Source organism: Azospirillum sp. INR13, from assembly GCF_015390205.1.
Lineage (GTDB): Bacteria > Pseudomonadota > Alphaproteobacteria > Azospirillales > Azospirillaceae > Azospirillum.
In genome coordinates this window covers 39,779-57,593 of the sequence record NZ_VUOI01000014.1, presented here as the reverse complement: position 1 = coordinate 57,593, position 17,815 = coordinate 39,779, and the positions used below count along the sequence as shown (strand labels likewise).

General features: G+C 67.5%; 18 protein-coding genes and 2 pseudogenes. 13 read left to right on the top strand and 7 right to left on the bottom strand.

Annotated elements, in window-relative coordinates; translation table 11 throughout:
• Positions 1–175: 175 nt before the first annotated feature.
• The 11 genes and pseudogenes from F1643_RS24770 to F1643_RS12435 all read left to right on the top strand — a co-directional run.
• A pseudogene (locus tag F1643_RS24770) lies at positions 176–355 on the top strand (hypothetical protein); the annotation flags it as partial.
• Between the two features lie 81 nt (positions 356–436).
• On the top strand, positions 437–1,831 hold the full coding sequence (locus F1643_RS12475; protein WP_370540582.1) for a diguanylate cyclase domain-containing protein: 1,395 nt from the start codon (positions 437–439) through the stop codon (positions 1,829–1,831).
• 274 nt (positions 1,832–2,105) lie between these two features.
• A complete protein-coding gene (locus tag F1643_RS12470; RefSeq protein ID WP_194913489.1) occupies positions 2,106–2,987 on the top strand; it encodes a formate/nitrite transporter family protein in 882 nt (293 codons plus the stop codon).
• Positions 2,988–3,191: 204 nt separating this feature from the next.
• Positions 3,192–4,470, top strand: a pseudogene (gene eno, locus F1643_RS12465) (phosphopyruvate hydratase).
• Between the two features lie 417 nt (positions 4,471–4,887).
• Positions 4,888–6,330 carry a bifunctional enoyl-CoA hydratase/phosphate acetyltransferase gene (locus F1643_RS12460; protein ID WP_194913488.1) on the top strand — a complete coding sequence of 481 codons (1,443 nt, stop codon included), beginning with the start codon at positions 4,888–4,890 and terminating at the stop codon, positions 6,328–6,330.
• A gap of 12 nt (positions 6,331–6,342) precedes the next feature.
• Positions 6,343–7,584 (top strand): acetate/propionate family kinase, encoded by a 1,242-nt coding sequence (locus tag F1643_RS12455; protein ID WP_194913487.1) that lies wholly within the window; start codon positions 6,343–6,345, stop codon positions 7,582–7,584.
• Positions 7,585–7,637: 53 nt separating this feature from the next.
• Positions 7,638–8,402 (top strand): DMT family transporter, encoded by a 765-nt coding sequence (locus tag F1643_RS12450; RefSeq protein WP_255542718.1) that lies wholly within the window; start codon positions 7,638–7,640, stop codon positions 8,400–8,402.
• Complete coding sequence (locus F1643_RS23100) at positions 8,369–8,599, top strand: hypothetical protein (protein ID WP_255542717.1); 231 nt, start codon at positions 8,369–8,371, stop codon at positions 8,597–8,599. The genes F1643_RS12450 and F1643_RS23100 overlap by 34 nt, the downstream gene beginning before the upstream one ends.
• A gap of 107 nt (positions 8,600–8,706) precedes the next feature.
• On the top strand, positions 8,707–9,444 hold the full coding sequence (pgk, locus tag F1643_RS12445) for a phosphoglycerate kinase (RefSeq protein ID WP_194913484.1): 738 nt from the start codon (positions 8,707–8,709) through the stop codon (positions 9,442–9,444).
• A 118-nt stretch (positions 9,445–9,562) separates the two neighbouring features.
• Positions 9,563–10,585: a type I glyceraldehyde-3-phosphate dehydrogenase gene (gap, locus tag F1643_RS12440; RefSeq protein ID WP_194913482.1), complete on the top strand. Its 1,023-nt coding sequence runs from the start codon at positions 9,563–9,565 to the stop codon at positions 10,583–10,585.
• Positions 10,586–10,631: 46 nt separating this feature from the next.
• The gene (locus F1643_RS12435; protein ID WP_014189010.1) at positions 10,632–10,877 is read left to right on the top strand and encodes a hypothetical protein; all 246 of its coding nucleotides are present in this window, start codon (positions 10,632–10,634) and stop codon (positions 10,875–10,877) included.
• Between the two features lie 94 nt (positions 10,878–10,971).
• Here the strand turns inward: F1643_RS12435 and F1643_RS23095 are convergent, their stop codons facing one another.
• From F1643_RS23095 to F1643_RS23085, 4 genes are all read right to left on the bottom strand, one after another.
• Entirely contained in the window at positions 10,972–11,829 is an 858-nt protein-coding gene (locus F1643_RS23095) for a hypothetical protein (protein WP_255542715.1), read from the bottom strand.
• Entirely contained in the window at positions 11,826–12,518 is a 693-nt protein-coding gene (locus F1643_RS23090) for a caspase domain-containing protein (RefSeq protein WP_370540578.1), read from the bottom strand. Before F1643_RS23090 ends, F1643_RS23095 begins: the two co-directional genes overlap by 4 nt.
• Before the next feature lie 201 nt (positions 12,519–12,719).
• On the bottom strand, positions 12,720–13,052 hold the full coding sequence (locus tag F1643_RS12425) for a hypothetical protein (protein WP_255542714.1): 333 nt from the start codon (positions 13,050–13,052) through the stop codon (positions 12,720–12,722).
• A gap of 171 nt (positions 13,053–13,223) precedes the next feature.
• Complete coding sequence (locus tag F1643_RS23085; protein WP_255542713.1) at positions 13,224–13,424, bottom strand: hypothetical protein; 201 nt, start codon at positions 13,422–13,424, stop codon at positions 13,224–13,226.
• 284 nt (positions 13,425–13,708) lie between these two features.
• On the opposite strand from F1643_RS23085, the gene F1643_RS12415 reads away from it, so the two are divergent.
• A complete protein-coding gene (locus tag F1643_RS12415) occupies positions 13,709–14,275 on the top strand; it encodes a histidine phosphatase family protein (protein WP_194913481.1) in 567 nt (188 codons plus the stop codon).
• Between the two features lie 169 nt (positions 14,276–14,444).
• A complete protein-coding gene (locus tag F1643_RS12410) occupies positions 14,445–15,098 on the top strand; it encodes a DUF6655 family protein (RefSeq protein WP_194913479.1) in 654 nt (217 codons plus the stop codon).
• Position 15,099: 1 nt separating this feature from the next.
• Here the strand turns inward: F1643_RS12410 and F1643_RS12405 are convergent, their stop codons facing one another.
• From F1643_RS12405 to F1643_RS12395, 3 genes are read right to left on the bottom strand one after another with little or no spacing between them, the layout of a single operon-like run.
• The gene (locus tag F1643_RS12405) at positions 15,100–15,858 is read right to left on the bottom strand and encodes an ABC transporter ATP-binding protein (protein WP_149224209.1); all 759 of its coding nucleotides are present in this window, start codon (positions 15,856–15,858) and stop codon (positions 15,100–15,102) included.
• Positions 15,855–16,823, bottom strand: a complete 969-nt coding sequence (locus F1643_RS12400; protein WP_194913478.1) for an iron chelate uptake ABC transporter family permease subunit — start codon at positions 16,821–16,823, stop codon at positions 15,855–15,857. Before F1643_RS12400 ends, F1643_RS12405 begins: the two co-directional genes overlap by 4 nt.
• Positions 16,813–17,772 carry an ABC transporter permease gene (locus tag F1643_RS12395; protein ID WP_194913477.1) on the bottom strand — a complete coding sequence of 320 codons (960 nt, stop codon included), beginning with the start codon at positions 17,770–17,772 and terminating at the stop codon, positions 16,813–16,815. The genes F1643_RS12400 and F1643_RS12395 overlap by 11 nt, the downstream gene beginning before the upstream one ends.
• Positions 17,773–17,815: the final 43 nt, after the last annotated feature.

Sequence of the window (17,815 nt, the reverse complement as noted above, 5' to 3'; positions counted from 1 at the left end):
CGCACCGCCGTCAGTCAATTATTTCCGAAAGCGCAGCATAAAGTTACATAAGCGTCCAAATGAATTGCCCCAACCTCTCCGTGCTATTCGGGGAGTCCGACGTGTTGCGTTCGTATGAAATTAACGTTTCTGTCTGATAAAATGCTTATAATTATAACCTTGGACGTACTCCGACATGGGCGCGGCAGCCTGCATCAACCATACGTCCGGCCAACATTGGTCAACGAATGATTTTGCAGCACTTACCCTGATTGACGACCCGATCTGGGTCGCCGATCTGCGGACAGGCCACGCCCTCTGGGCGAACGGCGCGGCTTGCACCCTTTGGGGATTGCGGTCGCCGAATGAGCTCCCCGCGAACGCCGATTGCTTCCTGCCGGAGGCGGTCCGGCAGCGGCTTCCCGAATACGCCCTGTTGCTTTCGAACGGCGCCAGCGTGAGCGAGCGCTGGATCATTGCGGCTGCGACCGGCCCGGCCTCCCTGTCCTGCCACTGCTCCGGCATCCGTCTGACCGACGGGCGGACGGCAATGCTCGTGCATGGCAGGCCGCGTCCGGCCGAAGCGGCGGCGCCCTCCGCGCTGCACCTGTCGCGGATGGTGGAGCATCTGCCGATGGCGGCGGCCTATGTCGAGGACGAGCGGATCTTCATCAACCAGGCGGCGGAGCGGTTGACCGGCTACCGGCAGGAAGACCTGCCCGGCATGGACGCATGGTTCTCCGCCGCTTACCCCGGCCATGACCGTGAGATCCGCAGCCGCTACGACGCCGCACGGCTGGCGGAAGCCTCGGTCCTGACCGACCTGGAGATCACCTGCAGGAACGGCAACCGGCGCTGGATACGCTTCTTCGCCTATCTGACCCGGGGCGGCGAGGTATGGCTGATGGAGGATGTGACCGATCATCGCGCCACGCTGGAGGCTCTGCACCACGAGCGCGCGGTTCTGCAAAGCCTGATCGATTCGATGCCGGACATCGTCTTCTTCAAGGATCGGGACGGCGTCTACCTCAACTACAATCTTGCGGCCCTGGACTATGTCGGCTGGCGGCCGCTTCCCGACGACCGGTTGCGGGATGCCGATCTGGTCGACGCCGAAACGGCGGAGCGCCGCCGGCAGGGAGATTTGCGCGCCATGGAACAGGGAATGGCGCGCAACGAGGAATGGTTCGTCTACCGCGACGGCCGGCAGCGGCTGATGGAAACCGTCAAGACCGTCTGCCGCGACCGCGAAGGGACCGTCCTTGGCGTCGTCGGCATCTCCCGCGATGTCACCGACCGGCGGGCCATGGAGGAAATGCTTCGGCGCAGCGAGGCGGAAAAGGACCATCTCGCCAACCACGATCCGTTGACCGGCCTGCCGAACCGCCGGCTGTTCTTCGCCCGCACCCAATCCGAACTCGAACGGTCGCGCCGCATCGGCCAGCCGCTGGCCTTGCTGTTCATCGATCTGGACAGCTTCAAGCCGGTGAACGACCGGCTGGGCCACGGTGCGGGCGACCAGGTGCTGCGCGTGACGGCGGATCGGCTGTCGGGATGCCTGCGCGGCTCCGACCTCGTCGCACGGATCGGCGGTGACGAGTTCACCGTGCTGCTGGAGGGAATCGGCTCCCCCGCCGATGCGGAGCGGATCGCCGGCAAGCTGATCCGCGCCCTGTCGGCGGAGATCACGCTCGGCGGCGAGTGCGTGACGGTCGGCGCCAGCATCGGCATCGCGCTGTACCCGCGGGATGCCGACGACGCCCGGTCCCTCGTGAAGGCGGCGGACGACGCGCTCTACCGTGCCAAGCATGCCGGGCGGGGCCGCTATGCCGTCTGCGATCCGCGCCGCTGAACCGCGCGCACCGGCCGCCCTCCAGTCATGATGTAGCAACACTACAGAACCGCAACCGAAGCAAGCATCGGCCATTTTTCCTGGAAAACCCTTGTTTTCCAATCTGCCGCCTGTGCGCCCCCTGCGACGGAATTACCCAGGGGGCGCGCTTGCACGGGCTGCCCCGACAGGAGTATGTAGTAAAGCTACAAGACGGGAGCGGAAGCCGGCAGGGTCCGGAACCACTTCCCGCCGACGGGCCTGCACCGATGCGCGGCAGCGAGGACATCGACCGATGAACATGGACAGCAAGGATGTGGGGGGCTGGAGCCAGCCGACTCCGCAAACTCTCGACGCACTGATGCCCGACGCCATCGCTCTCGCCGCCGAAAACCTCGGCGTCAAGAAGGCACATTACGACACCCCCACCCTGTTCGCGCTGGCCGTACTGGCCGGTGCCTTCATCGCGCTGGGCGGCCTGTTCGCCACCGTCACCATGTCGGGGGCGGAAGGCATGATGCCCTACGGCGTGACCCGGCTGCTGGGCGGGCTGGTCTTCTCCATGGGCCTGATCCTGGTGATCGTCGGCGGCGCGCAGCTGTTCACCGGCGACGCGCTGATGGTGATGGCCTGGGCCAGCGGCCGGCTGCATGCCCGCGAGATGATGCGGGTGTGGACCACGGTGTGGATCGGCAACTTCGTCGGCGCCGCCGGCACGGCGCTGCTGGTCTTCCTGTCGGGGCAATATACCTTCGGGCACGGCGCGGTCGGCGCATCGGCGCTGTATTTCGCGGTGGCCAAAAGCTCGCTGCCGACAAGCCAGGCCTTCTTCCTCGGTATCCTCTGCAACGTGCTGGTCTGCCTCGCCGTCTGGCTGGCGCTCGGCGCGCGCAGCGTCGGCGACAAGATCCTGGCGATCACCTTCCCGGTCGCCGCCTTCGTCGCCGCCGGCTTCGAGCACTGCGTCGCCAATATGTACTTCGTCCCGCTCGGCCTGCTGATCGAATGGGGCGCGCCGGACAGCTTCTGGGCCGACCTCGGCCGCTCCGCTCCCTCCATCCCGGTCGGCCACTATCTGGTCAACCTCGCCGCGGTCACCATCGGCAACTGGATCGGCGGTGCGGTCATGGTGGGTGCGGTCTACTGGTTCATCTACCGCCGCCCCAAGCTGCGCTGAGCAGCGGCGTACGTCCTCTCCTCCTCCCCATTCTCCAATCCGTCATCCCCGCGAAAGCGGGGATCCAGGCCGCCTCGCCGGCTTCCCTCCGCATGCCCTGGAGTCCCGCCTTCCGCGGGAATGACGGTCGAAATCAAAGCGGCCATGTCAAAGCGGCCATCCGCCCTGCCGAACAACCCTTCAAGATACGGGACATCCCTTCCCATGAGCGCCATCACCGAAATCCGCGCCCGCGAAATCCTGGACAGCCGCGGCAACCCCACCGTCGAGGTCGACGTCACCCTCGAAACCGGTGCCTTCGGCCGGGCCGCGGTGCCGTCGGGCGCCTCCACCGGCGCCCATGAGGCGGTCGAACTGCGCGACGGCGACAAGGGCCGCTTCGGCGGCAAGGGCGTGCTGAAGGCCGTTCAGTCGGTCAACGGTGAACTCGCCAAGGCCCTGATCGGCATGGATGCCGCCGACCAGCGCGTGCTCGACATGACCATGATCGAGATCGACGGCACCGAGAACAAGGGCCGGCTCGGCGCCAACGCCATCCTGGGCGTGTCGCTGGCGGTCGCCCGCGCCGCCGCCGAGGATGCCGGCCTGCCGCTCTACCGCTATGTCGGCGGCGCCTTCGCCTCGCTGCTGCCGGTGCCGATGATGAACATCATCAACGGCGGCGCCCATGCCGACAACCCGATCGACATCCAGGAATTCATGATCATGCCGGTGGGCGCCGAAACCGGCGCGGACGCCATCCGCATGGGTTCCGAGATCTTCCAGTCCCTCAAGATGAAGCTGAAGGACGCCGGCCACAACACCAATGTCGGCGACGAGGGCGGCTTCGCCCCCAACATCGGGCTCAACCGACGAGGCGCTGGGCTTCGTCATGAAGGCCATCGAGGCCGCCGGCTACAAGCCGGGTGACGACGTCATGCTGGCGCTCGACGCAGCCTCGACCGAGTTCTTCAAGAACGGCAAGTATGAGCTGGCCGGCGAAGGCAAGTCGCTGTCGCCGGAGCAGATGGTCGCCTACTGGTCCGATCTGGTCGGCCGCTTCCCGATCATCTCGATCGAGGACGGCATGGCGAAGGACGACTGGGAAGGCTGGAAGGCGCTGACCGACGCCATCGGCAACAAGGTGCAGCTGGTCGGCGACGATTTGTTCGTCACCAACCCGAAGCGTCTGGCCCAGGGCATCCGCCAAGGTGTCGCCAACTCGATCCTGGTGAAGGTCAACCAGATCGGCACGTTGTCGGAGACGCTGGAAGCGGTCGACATGGCGCACAAGGCCGGCTACACCGCCGTGCTGTCGCACCGCTCGGGCGAGACCGAGGACAGCACCATCGCCGATCTGGCGGTCGCCACCAACTGCGGCCAGATCAAGACCGGCTCGCTGAGCCGTTCGGACCGTCTGGCCAAGTACAACCAGCTGATCCGCATCGAGGAGCAGCTCGGCGTCGCCGCCCGCTTCGCCGGCCGCGGCATCCTGAAGGCCTGATTTCCAGAGATCCGGAGGCCCCCTGCCCCGCGACCGTCCCGCCCCGCTCTCTCCCGCCCCCGGAGAAGCGACAAGAACCGGAAAGGCCGCGCCCAAAGGGACTTCCAGGACGGGCGGCGAGCGTCATTATCGCTGAGATTGCTCGCCCTTCTGCCCCCTTCCCCCGACTCTCTCCCCGGGGGAAGGGGGGTTCCCCGCCCAGCCGCACCATAGACCTGCGGCATAGTGTCAAGGGCCGGGGTTTCCGTCGGTTCTATGTTGCAATGCACATTTAATATACTAATATATCTATGGTTCCCGCGCGGCGCAGAATGCCGGCACAAGCCGGCAGCGGAACGTTTCCGATTTTCCAGGCGCCGCCCTGTCGAGCCTTAAAACGGGCCGCTCGATCGACCCGGTCAACCGGAGTGTTCAAAAATGCGTGCCAGTGGTGAAGCGTTCGGCAACGGCATCGGCGCCGTGGTCGAGAATGTGACCTTCGACGAGATTCGGATCGGCCAGACGGCCAGCCTTTCCCGCCAGCTGACGCTGATGGATGTGGAGTTGTTCGCGACCGTGTCGGGCAACATCAACCCAGCCCATCTGGACCCGAAATTCGCGGCCGACAGCCGCTTCCAGAAGGTGATCGGCCCGGGCATGTGGTCGGGGTCGCTGATCTCCGGCGTGCTCGGCACCTACCTGCCCGGCGCCGGATCGCTCTATGCCGGCCAGAGCCTGCAGTTCCGCCGCCCGGTCGGCCTCGGCGACATCGTCACCGCCACCGTCACCGTGATCGAGAAGCGCCCGGCCAAGAACGTCGTCGTCTTCGACTGCGTCTGCACCAACCAGGATGGCGAAGTCGTGGTTCTCGGCACCGCCGAGGTGATCGCCCCCACCCAGAAGGTCATCCGCCCGGCGCATGAGTTGCCGCAGATCCAGATGATCCGCCACGACAAGCACGACGCCCTGCTCGGCAAATGCGACGAGCTGCCGCCGGTCGTCACCGCCGTGGCCTATCCCTGCGACGCCAGCTCCCTCCAGGGCGCCGTCGAGGCCGCCCAGGCCGGGCTGATCGACCCGATCCTGGTCGGGCCGGAAGCCCTCATCCGCAAGGTCGCCGCCGCCAACGGGCTCGACATCGCCCGCTACCGCATCGTCGACGCCGCCCACAGCCGCGCCGCCGCGGCGGCCGCCGTGGCGCTGGCCCGCACCGGCGAGGCCGAAGCAGTGATGAAGGGCAGCCTGCACACCGACGAGCTGATGGGCGAGGTGGTGAAGAAGGAGACCGGACTGCGCACGGCCAGCCGGATCAGCCATGTCTTCCTGATGAATGTGCCGACCTACTCCAAGACGCTGCTGATCACCGACGCGGCGATCAACATCTACCCGACGCTGGAGGACAAGGTCCACATCGTCCAGAACGCCATCGACCTCGCCAAGGTGCTGGGCGTCGCCACCCCGCGCGTCGCCATCCTGTCGGCGGTCGAGACGATCAACCCGAAGATCAACACCACGCTGGAAGCCGCCGCGCTCTGCAAGATGGCCGACCGCGGCCAGATCACCGGCGGCATCCTGGACGGCCCGCTGGCCTTCGACAACGCCATCTCCGCCGAGGCCGCCCGCACCAAGGGCATCGTCTCCCCGGTCGCCGGACAGCCGGACATCCTGCTCGCCCCCGACCTGGAAGCCGGCAACATGCTGGTCAAGCAGCTGTCCTTCCTGGCCAACGCCGACCTCGCCGGCATCGTGCTGGGCGCCAAGGTTCCGGTCATCCTCACCAGCCGCGCCGACAACGTGCGGGCACGTCTCGCTTCCTGCGCCGTCGCCTCGCTGGTCGCCGCCGCTCAACGCCAGCCGAAGCTCGCGCTGGCCGCCGAATAGGACGTTATCGTCATGGCTGCATACTCCAAGTCCGGCAGCGACGCCTGCCTCGTCATCAACGCCGGCTCCTCCAGCCTGAAGTTCTGCGTGTTCCAAACGGGAAACAAGGGCGGCGGCAACGCCGCAGAGCTGGAGCCGGTGGTCACCGGCCAGATCTCCGGCATCGGCACCGCCCCCCGCTTCGAGGCGAAGGACGCCGCCCGCCACAAGATCGCCGACCACAGCTGGGCCGCCGGTGAGAATCCGGGCCGTCCGGAGCTTCTCCACCATCTGCTCGACTGGATCGGCGACACGCTGAAGGGCGCCACGCTGGTGGCCGCCGGCCATCGCGTCGTCCATGGCGGCACCCGCTTCTCGGCCCCCGTGCGCGTCACCCCGGCGGTGCTCGACCAGTTGGAGGAGCTGATCCCGCTCGCCCCGCTGCACGAGCCGCACAACATCGCCGCCATGCGGGCGCTGGCGCAGGTCTACCCCTCCCTGCCGCAGGTCGCCTGCTTCGACACCGCCTTCCACCAGACCCAGCCCTGGCAGTCGCAGACCTTCGCCATCCCCCGCGAGCTGACGGCGGAGGGCATCCGCCGCTACGGCTTCCACGGGTTGAGCTACGAGTACATCGCCCACCGCCTGCCGCAGGTGGCGCCGGAGCTGGCGAATGCGCATGTGGTGGTCTGCCATCTCGGCAGCGGCGCCAGCCTGTGCGCCATGCGCGCCGGGCACAGCGTCGACACCACCATGGGCTTCACCGCGCTGGACGGCGTGCCGATGGGCACCCGGCCGGGCGCCATCGACCCCGGCGTGCTGATCTACCTGATGCGCGAGAAGGGCTACGGCGCCGACGAGTTGGAGACGCTGCTCTACCACAAGTCGGGCATGCTGGGCGTGTCGGGCCTTTCCAACGACATGCGCGACCTGGAGAACTCCGATCTTCCGGCGGCGGCCGAGGCGGTGGAGCTGTTCTGTCACAACGTCGCCAAGCAGGTTGCGGCGCTGGCCGGCTCGATGGGCGGGTTGGACGCGGTGGTGTTCACCGCAGGCGTGGGCGAGAACTCCACGCTGGTGCGGGCTCGGGTCGCGGAGAAGCTTGGCTGGCTCGGCGTGTCGATCGACGCGGCGGCCAACCGGGCCAAGGCAACGCGCATCTCCGCCCAGGACAGCCGGGTGCCGGTGTTCATCATCCCGACCGACGAGGAACGGATGATCGCCCGCCACACCCTGGGCGTCATCGCCGCCGAGGCGCTGAGCCGGGCGGCGTAAAGACCCTCTCCCGGGACGGGAGAGGGAAGTCTAGCCGGCGAGGAAACGTCATCATGGAACAGGTCCCCACAAGCTCCACCGCCAGACCGCCGGAGAACATCCGGCTCGGCATCCTGTCGATGCTGCTGGCGATGGTCCTGATGACCGTCATGAACGCGCTGGCCAAGATCCTGGCGGAAAGCTATCCGCTGGGCGAGGTCACCTTCTTCCGCAACCTGTTCGCCCTTCTGCCGGCGGTCGCCATGGTGGTCGCGGCAGGCGGGCGGAGCTGCCTGCACACCACCCATTGGCGCGGGCATCTGTGGCGGGCCGTCATCGGCCTCGCCTCCATGGTCCTGCTGTTCTGGGCCTATCACCTGATGCCGCTCGCCAATGCGGTGGCGATCTCCTACTCCGCCCCGCTGTTCCTGACCGCCCTGTCGGTTCCGCTGCTGGGCGAGAAGGTCGGGGCCTTCCGCTGGGGTGCAGTGGTGGTCGGCTTCGCCGGGGTGCTGATCATGGTGCAGCCCGGTCCCGACATGATCGACCGCGGCGCCATCGTCGCCCTGACCGCCGCCGTCTGCTACGCCCTGGCGATGATCGCCATGCGCCAGCTGGGACGGACGGAAAAGCCGGTGACCACCGTGTTCTACTTCACCGTCATCTCCACTGCGCTGAGCGCGCTCGCCCTGCCCTTCGACTGGATCACGCCGGATGCGCATGCGCTGACCCTGATGGCGGGCATGGGATTGCCGGCGGCGCGGCCCAGTATTTCAGCACGCGGGCCTATTCGCTGGCGCGCGCCGTGGTGGTCGGCCCCTTCAGCTACGCCAGCCTGATCTATGCGACGATCCTCGGCTGGCTGGTCTGGGGCGACGTGCCGGCTGCCCATGTGATGATCGGCGCCGCCATCGTCATCGCCAGCGGCCTGCTGATCCTGTACCGCGAGACCCGCCGTGCCGCGGCTCCGGCTTCGCAGGTGGACTCATGCCCGAAGACGCAAGCCCGAAGCGCCGGACCGGTCCGGACCGCGTGAGCCGAGTCATTGCGGCAAAGTGGCATGCCCCCGCCAGAGGGCGGATTATCCTTGCGCCGGCTACTGATATATTAATATACTTTAGTTCCAAGGAAAGGACAGGCTTCATGGTTACGACCGATTTCCAGGGCAATCCGGCTCCCCGCCTGACCGGCCGGATGCAACTGATCCAGGGTGGACGGAGCACCGGCGCATCGCAGCGGCCGGCTCCCCATGCCCCCGCCGGCCGGGTCTGCGCCATCGTCGGCGGTACCGGGCTGTTGGCCAAGCTGGACCTGCTGGCTCGGCTGATGACGCGGGTCGACGTTTTGGCGCTCGGAGGCGGCATCGCCAACAGCTTCCTGGCGGCGGCCGGCACCGACATGGGGGCCTCGCTGTGCGACCATGACCTCATCGGCGAGGCGCGCAAGCTCCTGGACAAGGCGAGGGCCTGCCGCTGCGAGCTGCTGCTGCCGGTGGACGTGGTGGTGGCGACCGAAGCGCGGGAGGGTGCGGAGGACCGCGTCGTATCCTGTGCCGCCATCGGTCCGGAGGACATGGTCCTCGACATCGGCCCGGCGACCGTCGCACGGCTGACCGCCTGCGTCGAGACCGCCGGAACGGTCGTCTGGACCGGCCCGCTCGGCGTCTATGAGATCGCCCCCTTCGACGGCGGCACCAACGCGCTGGCCTGGTTCATCGCCCGTCGCACCCGCGACGCCGGCCTGCGCTCGGTGGCGGCCGGTGACGACACCATCGCGGCTCTGGCCGCAGCAGGGGTGGACGGCCGCTTCAGCGAGTTGACCACCCGCGATGCCCTGCCGGCCTGGCTGGACATCGCCTCTCCTCGCGCGGTCCCGGCCTGACGGCCGATTCTGCGCCTAAAAATTGCACCCCCGGCGGGCCGAAACCCGCCTTCCCCGGTTAAATCGAGTCTCCGCCCCTACCGGCACGAGACCGCAACGGAACGACTGGAGCACGATCATGGCTGTACGGGTAGCGATCAACGGTTTTGGCCGCATCGGCCGTCTGGTTCTTCGCGCCATCTACGAGAGCGGCCGCAAGGACGTGGAGGTCGTGGCGATCAACGACCTGGCCGATCTGAAGGCCAATGCGCACCTGCTGAAGTACGACAGCGTCCACGGCCGCTTCCCCGGCACCATCGAGACCGCCCAATCTGAAGACGGGAGCGGTGTCCTGATCGTCAACGGCCACTCCATCAAGGTCGTGCAGGAGCGTGACCCGGCCAAGCTGCCGTGGAAGGATCTGGGCGTCCAGATCGCCATGGAATGCTCGGGCATCTTCACCAAGCGCGCCGATGCCGCCAAGCATCTGGAAGCCGGCGCCGAGAAGGTGCTGATCTCCGCTCCGGCCACCGACGAGGACATCACCGTCGTCTACGGCGTCAACCACGACAAGCTGACCGCCGAGCACCGAATCGTCTCCAACGCCTCCTGCACCACCAACTGCCTGGCGCCGGTCGCGCATGTCCTCCACAACCTGGTGGGCATCGAGAAGGGCTTCATGACCACGATCCACTCCTACACGGGTGACCAGCGGATCGTCGACACCAACCACAAGGACCTGCACCGCGCCCGCGCCGCGGCCCTGAACATGATCCCGACCTCCACCGGTGCGGCCAAGGCCGTCGGCAAGGTTCTGCCGGAACTGAAGGGCAAGCTGGACGGCACCGCCATGCGCGTTCCGACCCCGAACGTCTCGGTCGTCGACTTCAAGTTCACCGCCGGCCGCGCCACCTCGGTCGAGGAGATCACCAAGGCGATCAGCGACGCCGCCAACGGCCCGCTGAAGGGCGTGCTGGGCGCCTATGACGAGGAGCTGGTGTCCTCCGACTTCAACCACGACCCGCACAGCTCGACCTTCGCGCTCAAGGAGACGAAAGTCATCGACGGCAATTTCGTGCGCGTCATGGCGTGGTATGATAACGAGTGGGGCTTCTCCAACCGCATGGCCGACACCGCCGTCGCGATGGCGAAGGCCAAGTAAGCCGCGCCGAACGAAAAATACCGACCCAGACCAAAGGAGCCGGACGATGAGCAAGACGATCATGTGGGCCGAAACCGACGCCAAGGGCTTCGAGTCCGAGTGCCTGTTCAACGAGGACAGCCGCCAGTACGAAGTGATGGTCTGCGCATCGGGGCGCCGGCTCTGCCGGTCGGACTCCTTCCCGGCGCAATCCGATCCCATGCAGGGCATGACCGACGAGGACCGCCGGCGCGCCGTGCAATGCGCCGAACGGCTGGTCACCGAGATCGAACACGATCTGGGCGACCGCTGACGGGATTGCATCAGGACCGTAATGCCAAACGGGCCGGTACCCTTCAAGGTGCCGGCCCGTTTCGTTTCCCGAGACCGCTTACGGGGATGCCGGGTCACTCCTCCTCGTCGTCGGCCGTCTCTTCCTCGGGCGGCTCGTCCAGGACGACCTCGTCATTCACGGCGTAGAGCATGCACTCCTCCTTGCGGCCGGCCTGCTCGCATTTCTCCACCGCCGCCGTGCCGGCTTCCTCCTCGCTGTCGCGGTCCCACACCGACGCCCAACGGCCGGTCAGCGTCAGGGCCAGCGCCTTGTGTCCGGGGTTGCGCTGGTAGTTGACCATGCCGACCTTGCGCGTGCGCTCGCTGACGAAGGGAACGCGCGCCGGATCGAAGGGGCCGGAGCCCAGGATCTCCACCGGCATCGGGACGAAGCGCTTGCCGTCCATCACCACGCCGTCGTCGGCGGCATAGAGGGTGCAGGGCTCCTCCGCCCTGTACTGGCAATATTGCAGGGCGCTGCGCCTGACGTCGTCCGCGGTCCGGCTGTTCGACTTGTTGGAGAAGTAGGCGTAGTTCCCCTTGGTCGAAATCGCCAGAGCCTTGGGCGACGGTAGGCCGGGATAGATGGCCAGTGCGGCGCGCGCCTTGGCACTGAGATAGGGGATCGCCTCGACATCGACCGGCCGGGCGGCGGGAGCGGACGGCGCCGGTGCGGGATCCGGCGGAGCGACAAGGGCGGCGACCGAGACCGGCGCCCGCTCCGCCGTGGCGGCAGCATTCGCCGTCCCGCCGAGTTCGGCGATCCGCGCCTCGGCAATCGCCGTGAAGGTGCCCTGCGGGAACTGCTTCAAATAGGCCTCGAACAGCCCGCGGTTGGAGCTGCCCTTGATGCTGTCCCAGAACAGCATTTCCTTGTCGGCTCCCGCCGCGGCACCCGTGGAAGGGGGCGCTTCGGGCGGCGGCTGGGTCACCACCGTCGTCGGCCCAGGAAATAGAAGCGCCCTTCGATGGGGGATGCCGACACCCAAGGCTGTTGGACGCCGCCGGTGTTGCGCTTGACCGTGATGCCGACATCGTTGAAGACGTCGAACACCGTCTCGCCCGGTTTCAGCAGGGCCTTCGACAACGCTTCGGTGTAGGGGCTGTTCGACCCGGTGCCGTCGGCCGCCACCGCGCCCGGCTGCGTTGCATAGGCGATGATCGTGCCGGCCGGCGCCTGCATCTGCGCCAGTCCGGGCGACGCGGCGCGCAGGCCGCGGCCGCCGAAGGGATTGTTGCGGCAGGCGTCCAGGATGACGATGTTCATCCGGCTTTCCGCCAGAGCCATTTCGTCCAGCACCATGGCGATGTCGATCAGCTCATAGCGGACGTCCGACTCCTTCTCCAGATTGGCGGAGACCGGCAGCAGGTAATTGGTGCCGCGCGCCTGCATGCCGTGCCCGGCATAGAAGAACAGCCCGACATCCGCCCCGGCCAGCTTGCCGCCGAAGCTGCGGATCGCCCGCTCGGTCGCCGCCCGGTCCAGATCGATCTGCGGCGCCCCGCCGACCAGTTCGAACCCGGCCGCGCGCAGGGAGTCGGCCATCGCCTTGGCGTCATTCACCGGGTTGGGCAGCGACGGCGCATGCCGATAGGCGCTGTTGCCCAGGATCAGCGCCACTCGCCGCTCCGTTCCCGCCGCCCAGCAGGGCCCGGACACCCAGACGAAGAGGGACAGGGCCAGCGACAGGGCCAGCGCGGGGTGCGTCCCAGGGTGCTCACAGCCATTATCCTTCGGATCGGAAGCGTCGTGGCCACTCTGCCCAGGCAACGCTTGCGCTTGCAAGGCTGGCGATACCCCGAAGGGTCTATGCAGTTCTCCCTAAATGTAGGCGATCAGCCGCCCGGCGGCCAGAACCGCGACCCACAGCAGCAGCGAGGCCGCGCCGGCCACGCGCGCCGCCGGCGGTGGCCGCCCTCCCCCGCCCCAATCGAGGATCCGCCGCCCGGCACCGCGATGGAACAGCGCGATGTTGCCGAGCGCGGCGATCAGAAGCCCCATCTTGACGAGGAAGGCCGGATTGCGGGCCAGCGCGGTCGCCTCGCTGATGAACAGCAGCAGTCCCGTCGGCACCGCCAGGACGAAGCCGACGACCGCCACCGGCAGCAACAGGCGAGACAGCGCTTCGGCCGGCAGGCGGGCGTGCAGGCCCATCAGCCCGCAGATCGAAGGCCGCGATCGCCCCGACCAGCAAGGCCAGCCCCAGGATGTGCAGCACCTCGACCAGCGGGTAGAGCCAGAGCGACCCGCGCAGCGTCTCGCCCAGGCCGGAGGTCTCCAGCGCCACCAGCCAGCCGGGTCCGGTCGGGCCCTGGCTGTGGTCCATCAGCGCAGCTCGACGGTCTTGCCGTCAGCGGTGATGCGCTCCGCCCGCAGTTCCGCCGGTTCGGACTTGTGGGCATAGCCGACGACGGTCACCGTCTGGCCGGGCCTGATCGTCCCGTCCGGCAGGCCGCGCGCGGTCATGCGGCCGGGCGGCGCCAGCACCACATGCCACAGCTTGCCGTCCGATTGCAGGTTCAGCATGGCGTGCGGGTTGCTGAAGGCGAACTGCCTCCACCGTGCCGGTCAGGGTCAGCGTCTTGTCGGAATCATAGCCGCCCCAGCCATGGTGGGCGAGCGCCGGCAGTGCCACCGCCGCGGTAGCGGCAGCGAAGCTTGCGGCAACAAGGATTCGGGATCGGGTGTTGAGCAGGCGGTTGCGGACCATGGTGACGCACTCCCTCTCATCAGGCATCCTCGCCACACATGGGGTGGACCGCCGTCCCGGCAAGTGGGAATGGGGAACCGCACCGCCAACGGAGATGCCGATGCCCGTCCAGCGCCGCCATACCCTGATGGTTCTTTCCGCCGCCGCGCTGCTTGCCGTCCTGGGCAGTGCGCTTCCCGCCGCCGCGGTGGAGACTGCCGGTCTGGTCGTGCTGATGCGCCATGCGGAGGCTCCCGGCACCGGCGACCCGCCCGGCTTCACGCTGGACGACTGCGCGACCCAGCGCAACCTCAGCGACGACGGCCGCGCCCAGGCCAAGCGCATCGGCGAGCGGCTGCGGCAGCTCGGCATCGCCAAAGCCCGCGTGCTGTCCAGCCAGTGGTGCCGCTGCCTGGAGACGGCGCGGCTGCTGGACCTCGGTCCGGTAACGGAGATGTCCGCCCTCAACTCCTTCATCCGTCGGCCGGAAGAGGAAAAGGACAAGATCACCGAACTGCGCCAGTTTCTGGCCGACCTGCCGCGCGACGGCCAGCCGGTCGTGCTGGTGACGCATCAGGTCACTGTCACTGCACTGACCGGCATCTTCCCGGCATCGGGCGAGGCGATCCTGCTGCGGGCGAACGGCACCCCCACCCCCGACCAACTCGACCGACTGCCGACCCGCTGAGGGGTGCTCCGGGCGCATAGCGCCCGACCTGAACATTTGCGCTGTTGACCGGAACGAAGGCCTCGGTCTGGATAGGCCGCCTCAGGTGACACCCTGCCGCACGCAGGGACGCCGGCGGTTGAGGCCAGGGAAAAGGAAAATGTTCTGTAGTCGGACGATTGCATTCCACATGTCCAAGCCAGCGATGGACAGGGCATGGCATCATCTATACAGGAATGCCACCTCTCTAATATTCGCAGCCGCAGGGTTTTGTCTCGCTGGATGCTCCTCCGTACAGGTCACGACACCTGCGCGTTCCGCCACCGAGCAGCTTCTGATCTCCACTGCCGCGGATCAGGCGGCGGAGCGTCTGGCCGGCCGGTTGGCGGTGAAGGGCAGCGTCTATGTCGATGCCAGCGGCGTGGAGGGCTACGACACCAAATACGCCGTCTTCGCCGTCCGCGACGCCCTGCTCCGCCACGGCGCCGCCATGGCACAGACGCGCGACGCCGCCGCCACCGTCGTCGAACTGCGCGTCGGCGCCCTGTCGGTGGACAGCGAGCGCTCGCTCCTGGGCATCCCCAGCATCGACATCCCGATGCCGGTCGGCGGCAGTTCCTCCACCCCGGAGATCTCACTGTTCAAGAAGGAGTTGACGCAGGGCGTCGCCAAGATCGCCGCTACCGCCTATGATAAGAACAGCGGCGAACTGGTCTCCTCCAGCGGGCCGCAATACGGCTTCTCCAACCGGGCGGAGTGGGTGCTGCTGCTGATGCTGAGCTGGGACACCAACGATCTCCTGCCGCCCGACACCCGCCCCGATCCGAAACCCTGGGACAACTGAGTCAACGGAAATACAGCGCAACGCGCTTGCCGTCGATCTCGTGGATGTCGGCCTCCACACCATAAACGTCGCGGATGACGCAGGGGGTGATGATGTCCTCCGGCGGGCCCTGGTGCGCGATGCGGCCGTTGCGCATCGCCACGATCCGGTCCGAATAGCAGGAGGCGAAGTTGATGTCGTGCAGCACCAGGATGATGGTCTTGCGGAACTCGTCGGCGGTGCGGCGGAACAGCTTCATCATCGCCACCGCATGCTTGACGTCCAGGTTGTTCAGCGGCTCGTCCAGCAGGACATAGTCGGTGTCCTGGCACAGCACCATGGCGATGAAGGCGCGCTGGCGCTGCCCGCCCGACAGTTCGTCGAGGAAGCGGTGGGCGACCGCCTCCAGTTCCAGATAGCGGATGACGCGCTCGATATGGCCCCGGTCTTCCACCGTCAGCCGCCCCTTGCTGTGGGGATAGCGGCCGAAGGCGATCAGGTCGCGCACGGTCAGCCGCGCCGTCATCTGGTTGTCCTGCCGCAGGATCGACAGGTGGCGGGCAAGCACGTCGCCGGGCGTCGTCGTGACGTCCATGCCCTCCACCGTCACCGTCCCGGCGGGCACCGGCAGCAGGCGGCTGATCATCGACAGCAGGGTCGATTTTCCGGCCCCGTTCGCCCCGATCAGCGAGATCACGCCGCCGGCCGGCAGCGTGACCGACACGTCGTCGACGACGACGGTTTCGCCATAGGACTTGCTGGCATTCCGGACCTCGATCATCGGGCCGCTCTCCGCACAAGGATGGTCAGGAAGACGATTCCGCCCAGGAACTCGATGACGATGCTGAACGCTCCGTTGAAGCCCAACAGCCGTTCCAGGACGAGCTGGCCGCCCATCAGCACCAGAATGGCGACCAGCGCCGCCACCGGCAGGATCAGCCGGTGGCGGTGCGTGTCGACCAGCAGATAGGCCAGGTTGGCGACCAGCAGGCCGAAGAAGGTGACCGGACCGACGAGCGCGGTGGAGACGGCGACCAGCACCGACACCATCACCAGCACCCGCATCACCTCGCGCCGGTGATCGACGCCCAGGTTGATGGCGGCGTCCCGCCCCAGCGCCAGCACGTCCAGCACGCCGGCCCTGCGCCACACCGCCAGCGACACCGCCAGCACCACCAGCGCCGAAACCGCCAGAAGTTGTCCGTCCACCCGGTTGAAGCTGGCGAACATCCGGTCCTGCACCACCAGGAACTCGTTGGGGTCGATCACCCGGTACAGGAAGCTGGTGAGGCTGCGGAACAGCACGCCGAAAACGATGCCGACCAGCATCAGCAGGTGAAGCCCGCGCAGGCTTCCCGAAAACAGCCAGCGATAGAGCAGCCAGGAAAAGGCAACCATCGCCGCGACCTCGATCCCGAAGCGCAGGCGCGGATCGAAGGCTGCCACCGCGGCGGATCCCAACTGGAACACCAGCACCGTCTGGATCAGCCGGTACAGCGCGTCGAACCCCATGATCGACGGGGTCAGGATGCGGTTGTTGGTGATGGTCTGGAACAGCACGGTGGACATGGCGATGGCCCAGCCGACCAGCACCATCGCCGCCACCTTGGTGCCGCGGAAGGTCAGGATGAAGCTCCAGCTTCCCTTCGCGCCAACGGTCAGGAACAGGACGATGGACGCGGCGGCCAGCCCGCCCAGCCCGGCGATCAGGACGGCCGGAGGCAGCGAACGGCGGTCAGGCGGCATGGCGGTTCTTCCGCAGCAGCAGGTAAAGGAAGATCGCGCTGCCGATGATGCCCATGGTCGTGCCGATCGGGATCTCGTAGGGGCGGATCACCAGCCGGCCGGCGATGTCGCAGGCCAGCACCAGCCCGGCGCCGAACAGCGCCACCCAGGGCAGCGAAAGGCGCATGTTGTCGCCCCGCACCAGGCTGATCAGATTGGGCACGATCAGGCCCAGGAACGGGATCATGCCGCAGGTGGCGATCACCGCCGCCGTCACCAGCGACACGATGACCAGCCCAAGCGACACCACGCGCCGGTGGTTGAGGCCCAGGTTGGTGGTGAAATCCTCCCCCAGCCCGGCGACGGTGAAGCGGTCGGCCGCGGCATAGGCGACGGCGGTCAGCGCGGCGCCGATCCACAGCAGTTCGTACCGCCCGCGCAGCACGCCGGAGAAGTCGCCGGTCTCCCACGCCCGCACCGACTGCAGCATGTCGAAGCGGTAGGCGACGAATTCCGTGGACGCGGTGATGACCGCGCCCAGCATGATGCCGACCAGCGGAACGATCAGCGGCGAGCGCAGCGGCATCCGCCGCAGGATGGCCAGGAACAGCGCGGTTCCGGCCAGCGCGCAGACGCCCGCCACCAGCATCCGGCCCAGCATCGGCGTTTCCGGCGCCAGCAGCGTCACCATCAGCATGCCGAACACCGCCGATTCCGCGGTCCCGGCGGTGGACGGCTCGACGAACTTGTTGCGGGCGAGCATCTGCAGGATCAGGCCCGACACCGCCATGCCGGCACCGGCCAACACCAGGGCAAGCGTGCGCGGGATGCGGCTGACCAGCAGCACCTGCGTCGCCTCGTCCGAGGCTCCGCCCAGCAGAGCGCCGATCGTCACGTCGCTGACGCCGACGAACAGGCTGGCCGCCGCCAGCGCGGTGACGCCGGCGGCAGCCAGGACAAGCCCCCTCATGCCGGCGATCCACCGCCGGCGGCGATAGCGAAGGCGGGCATCG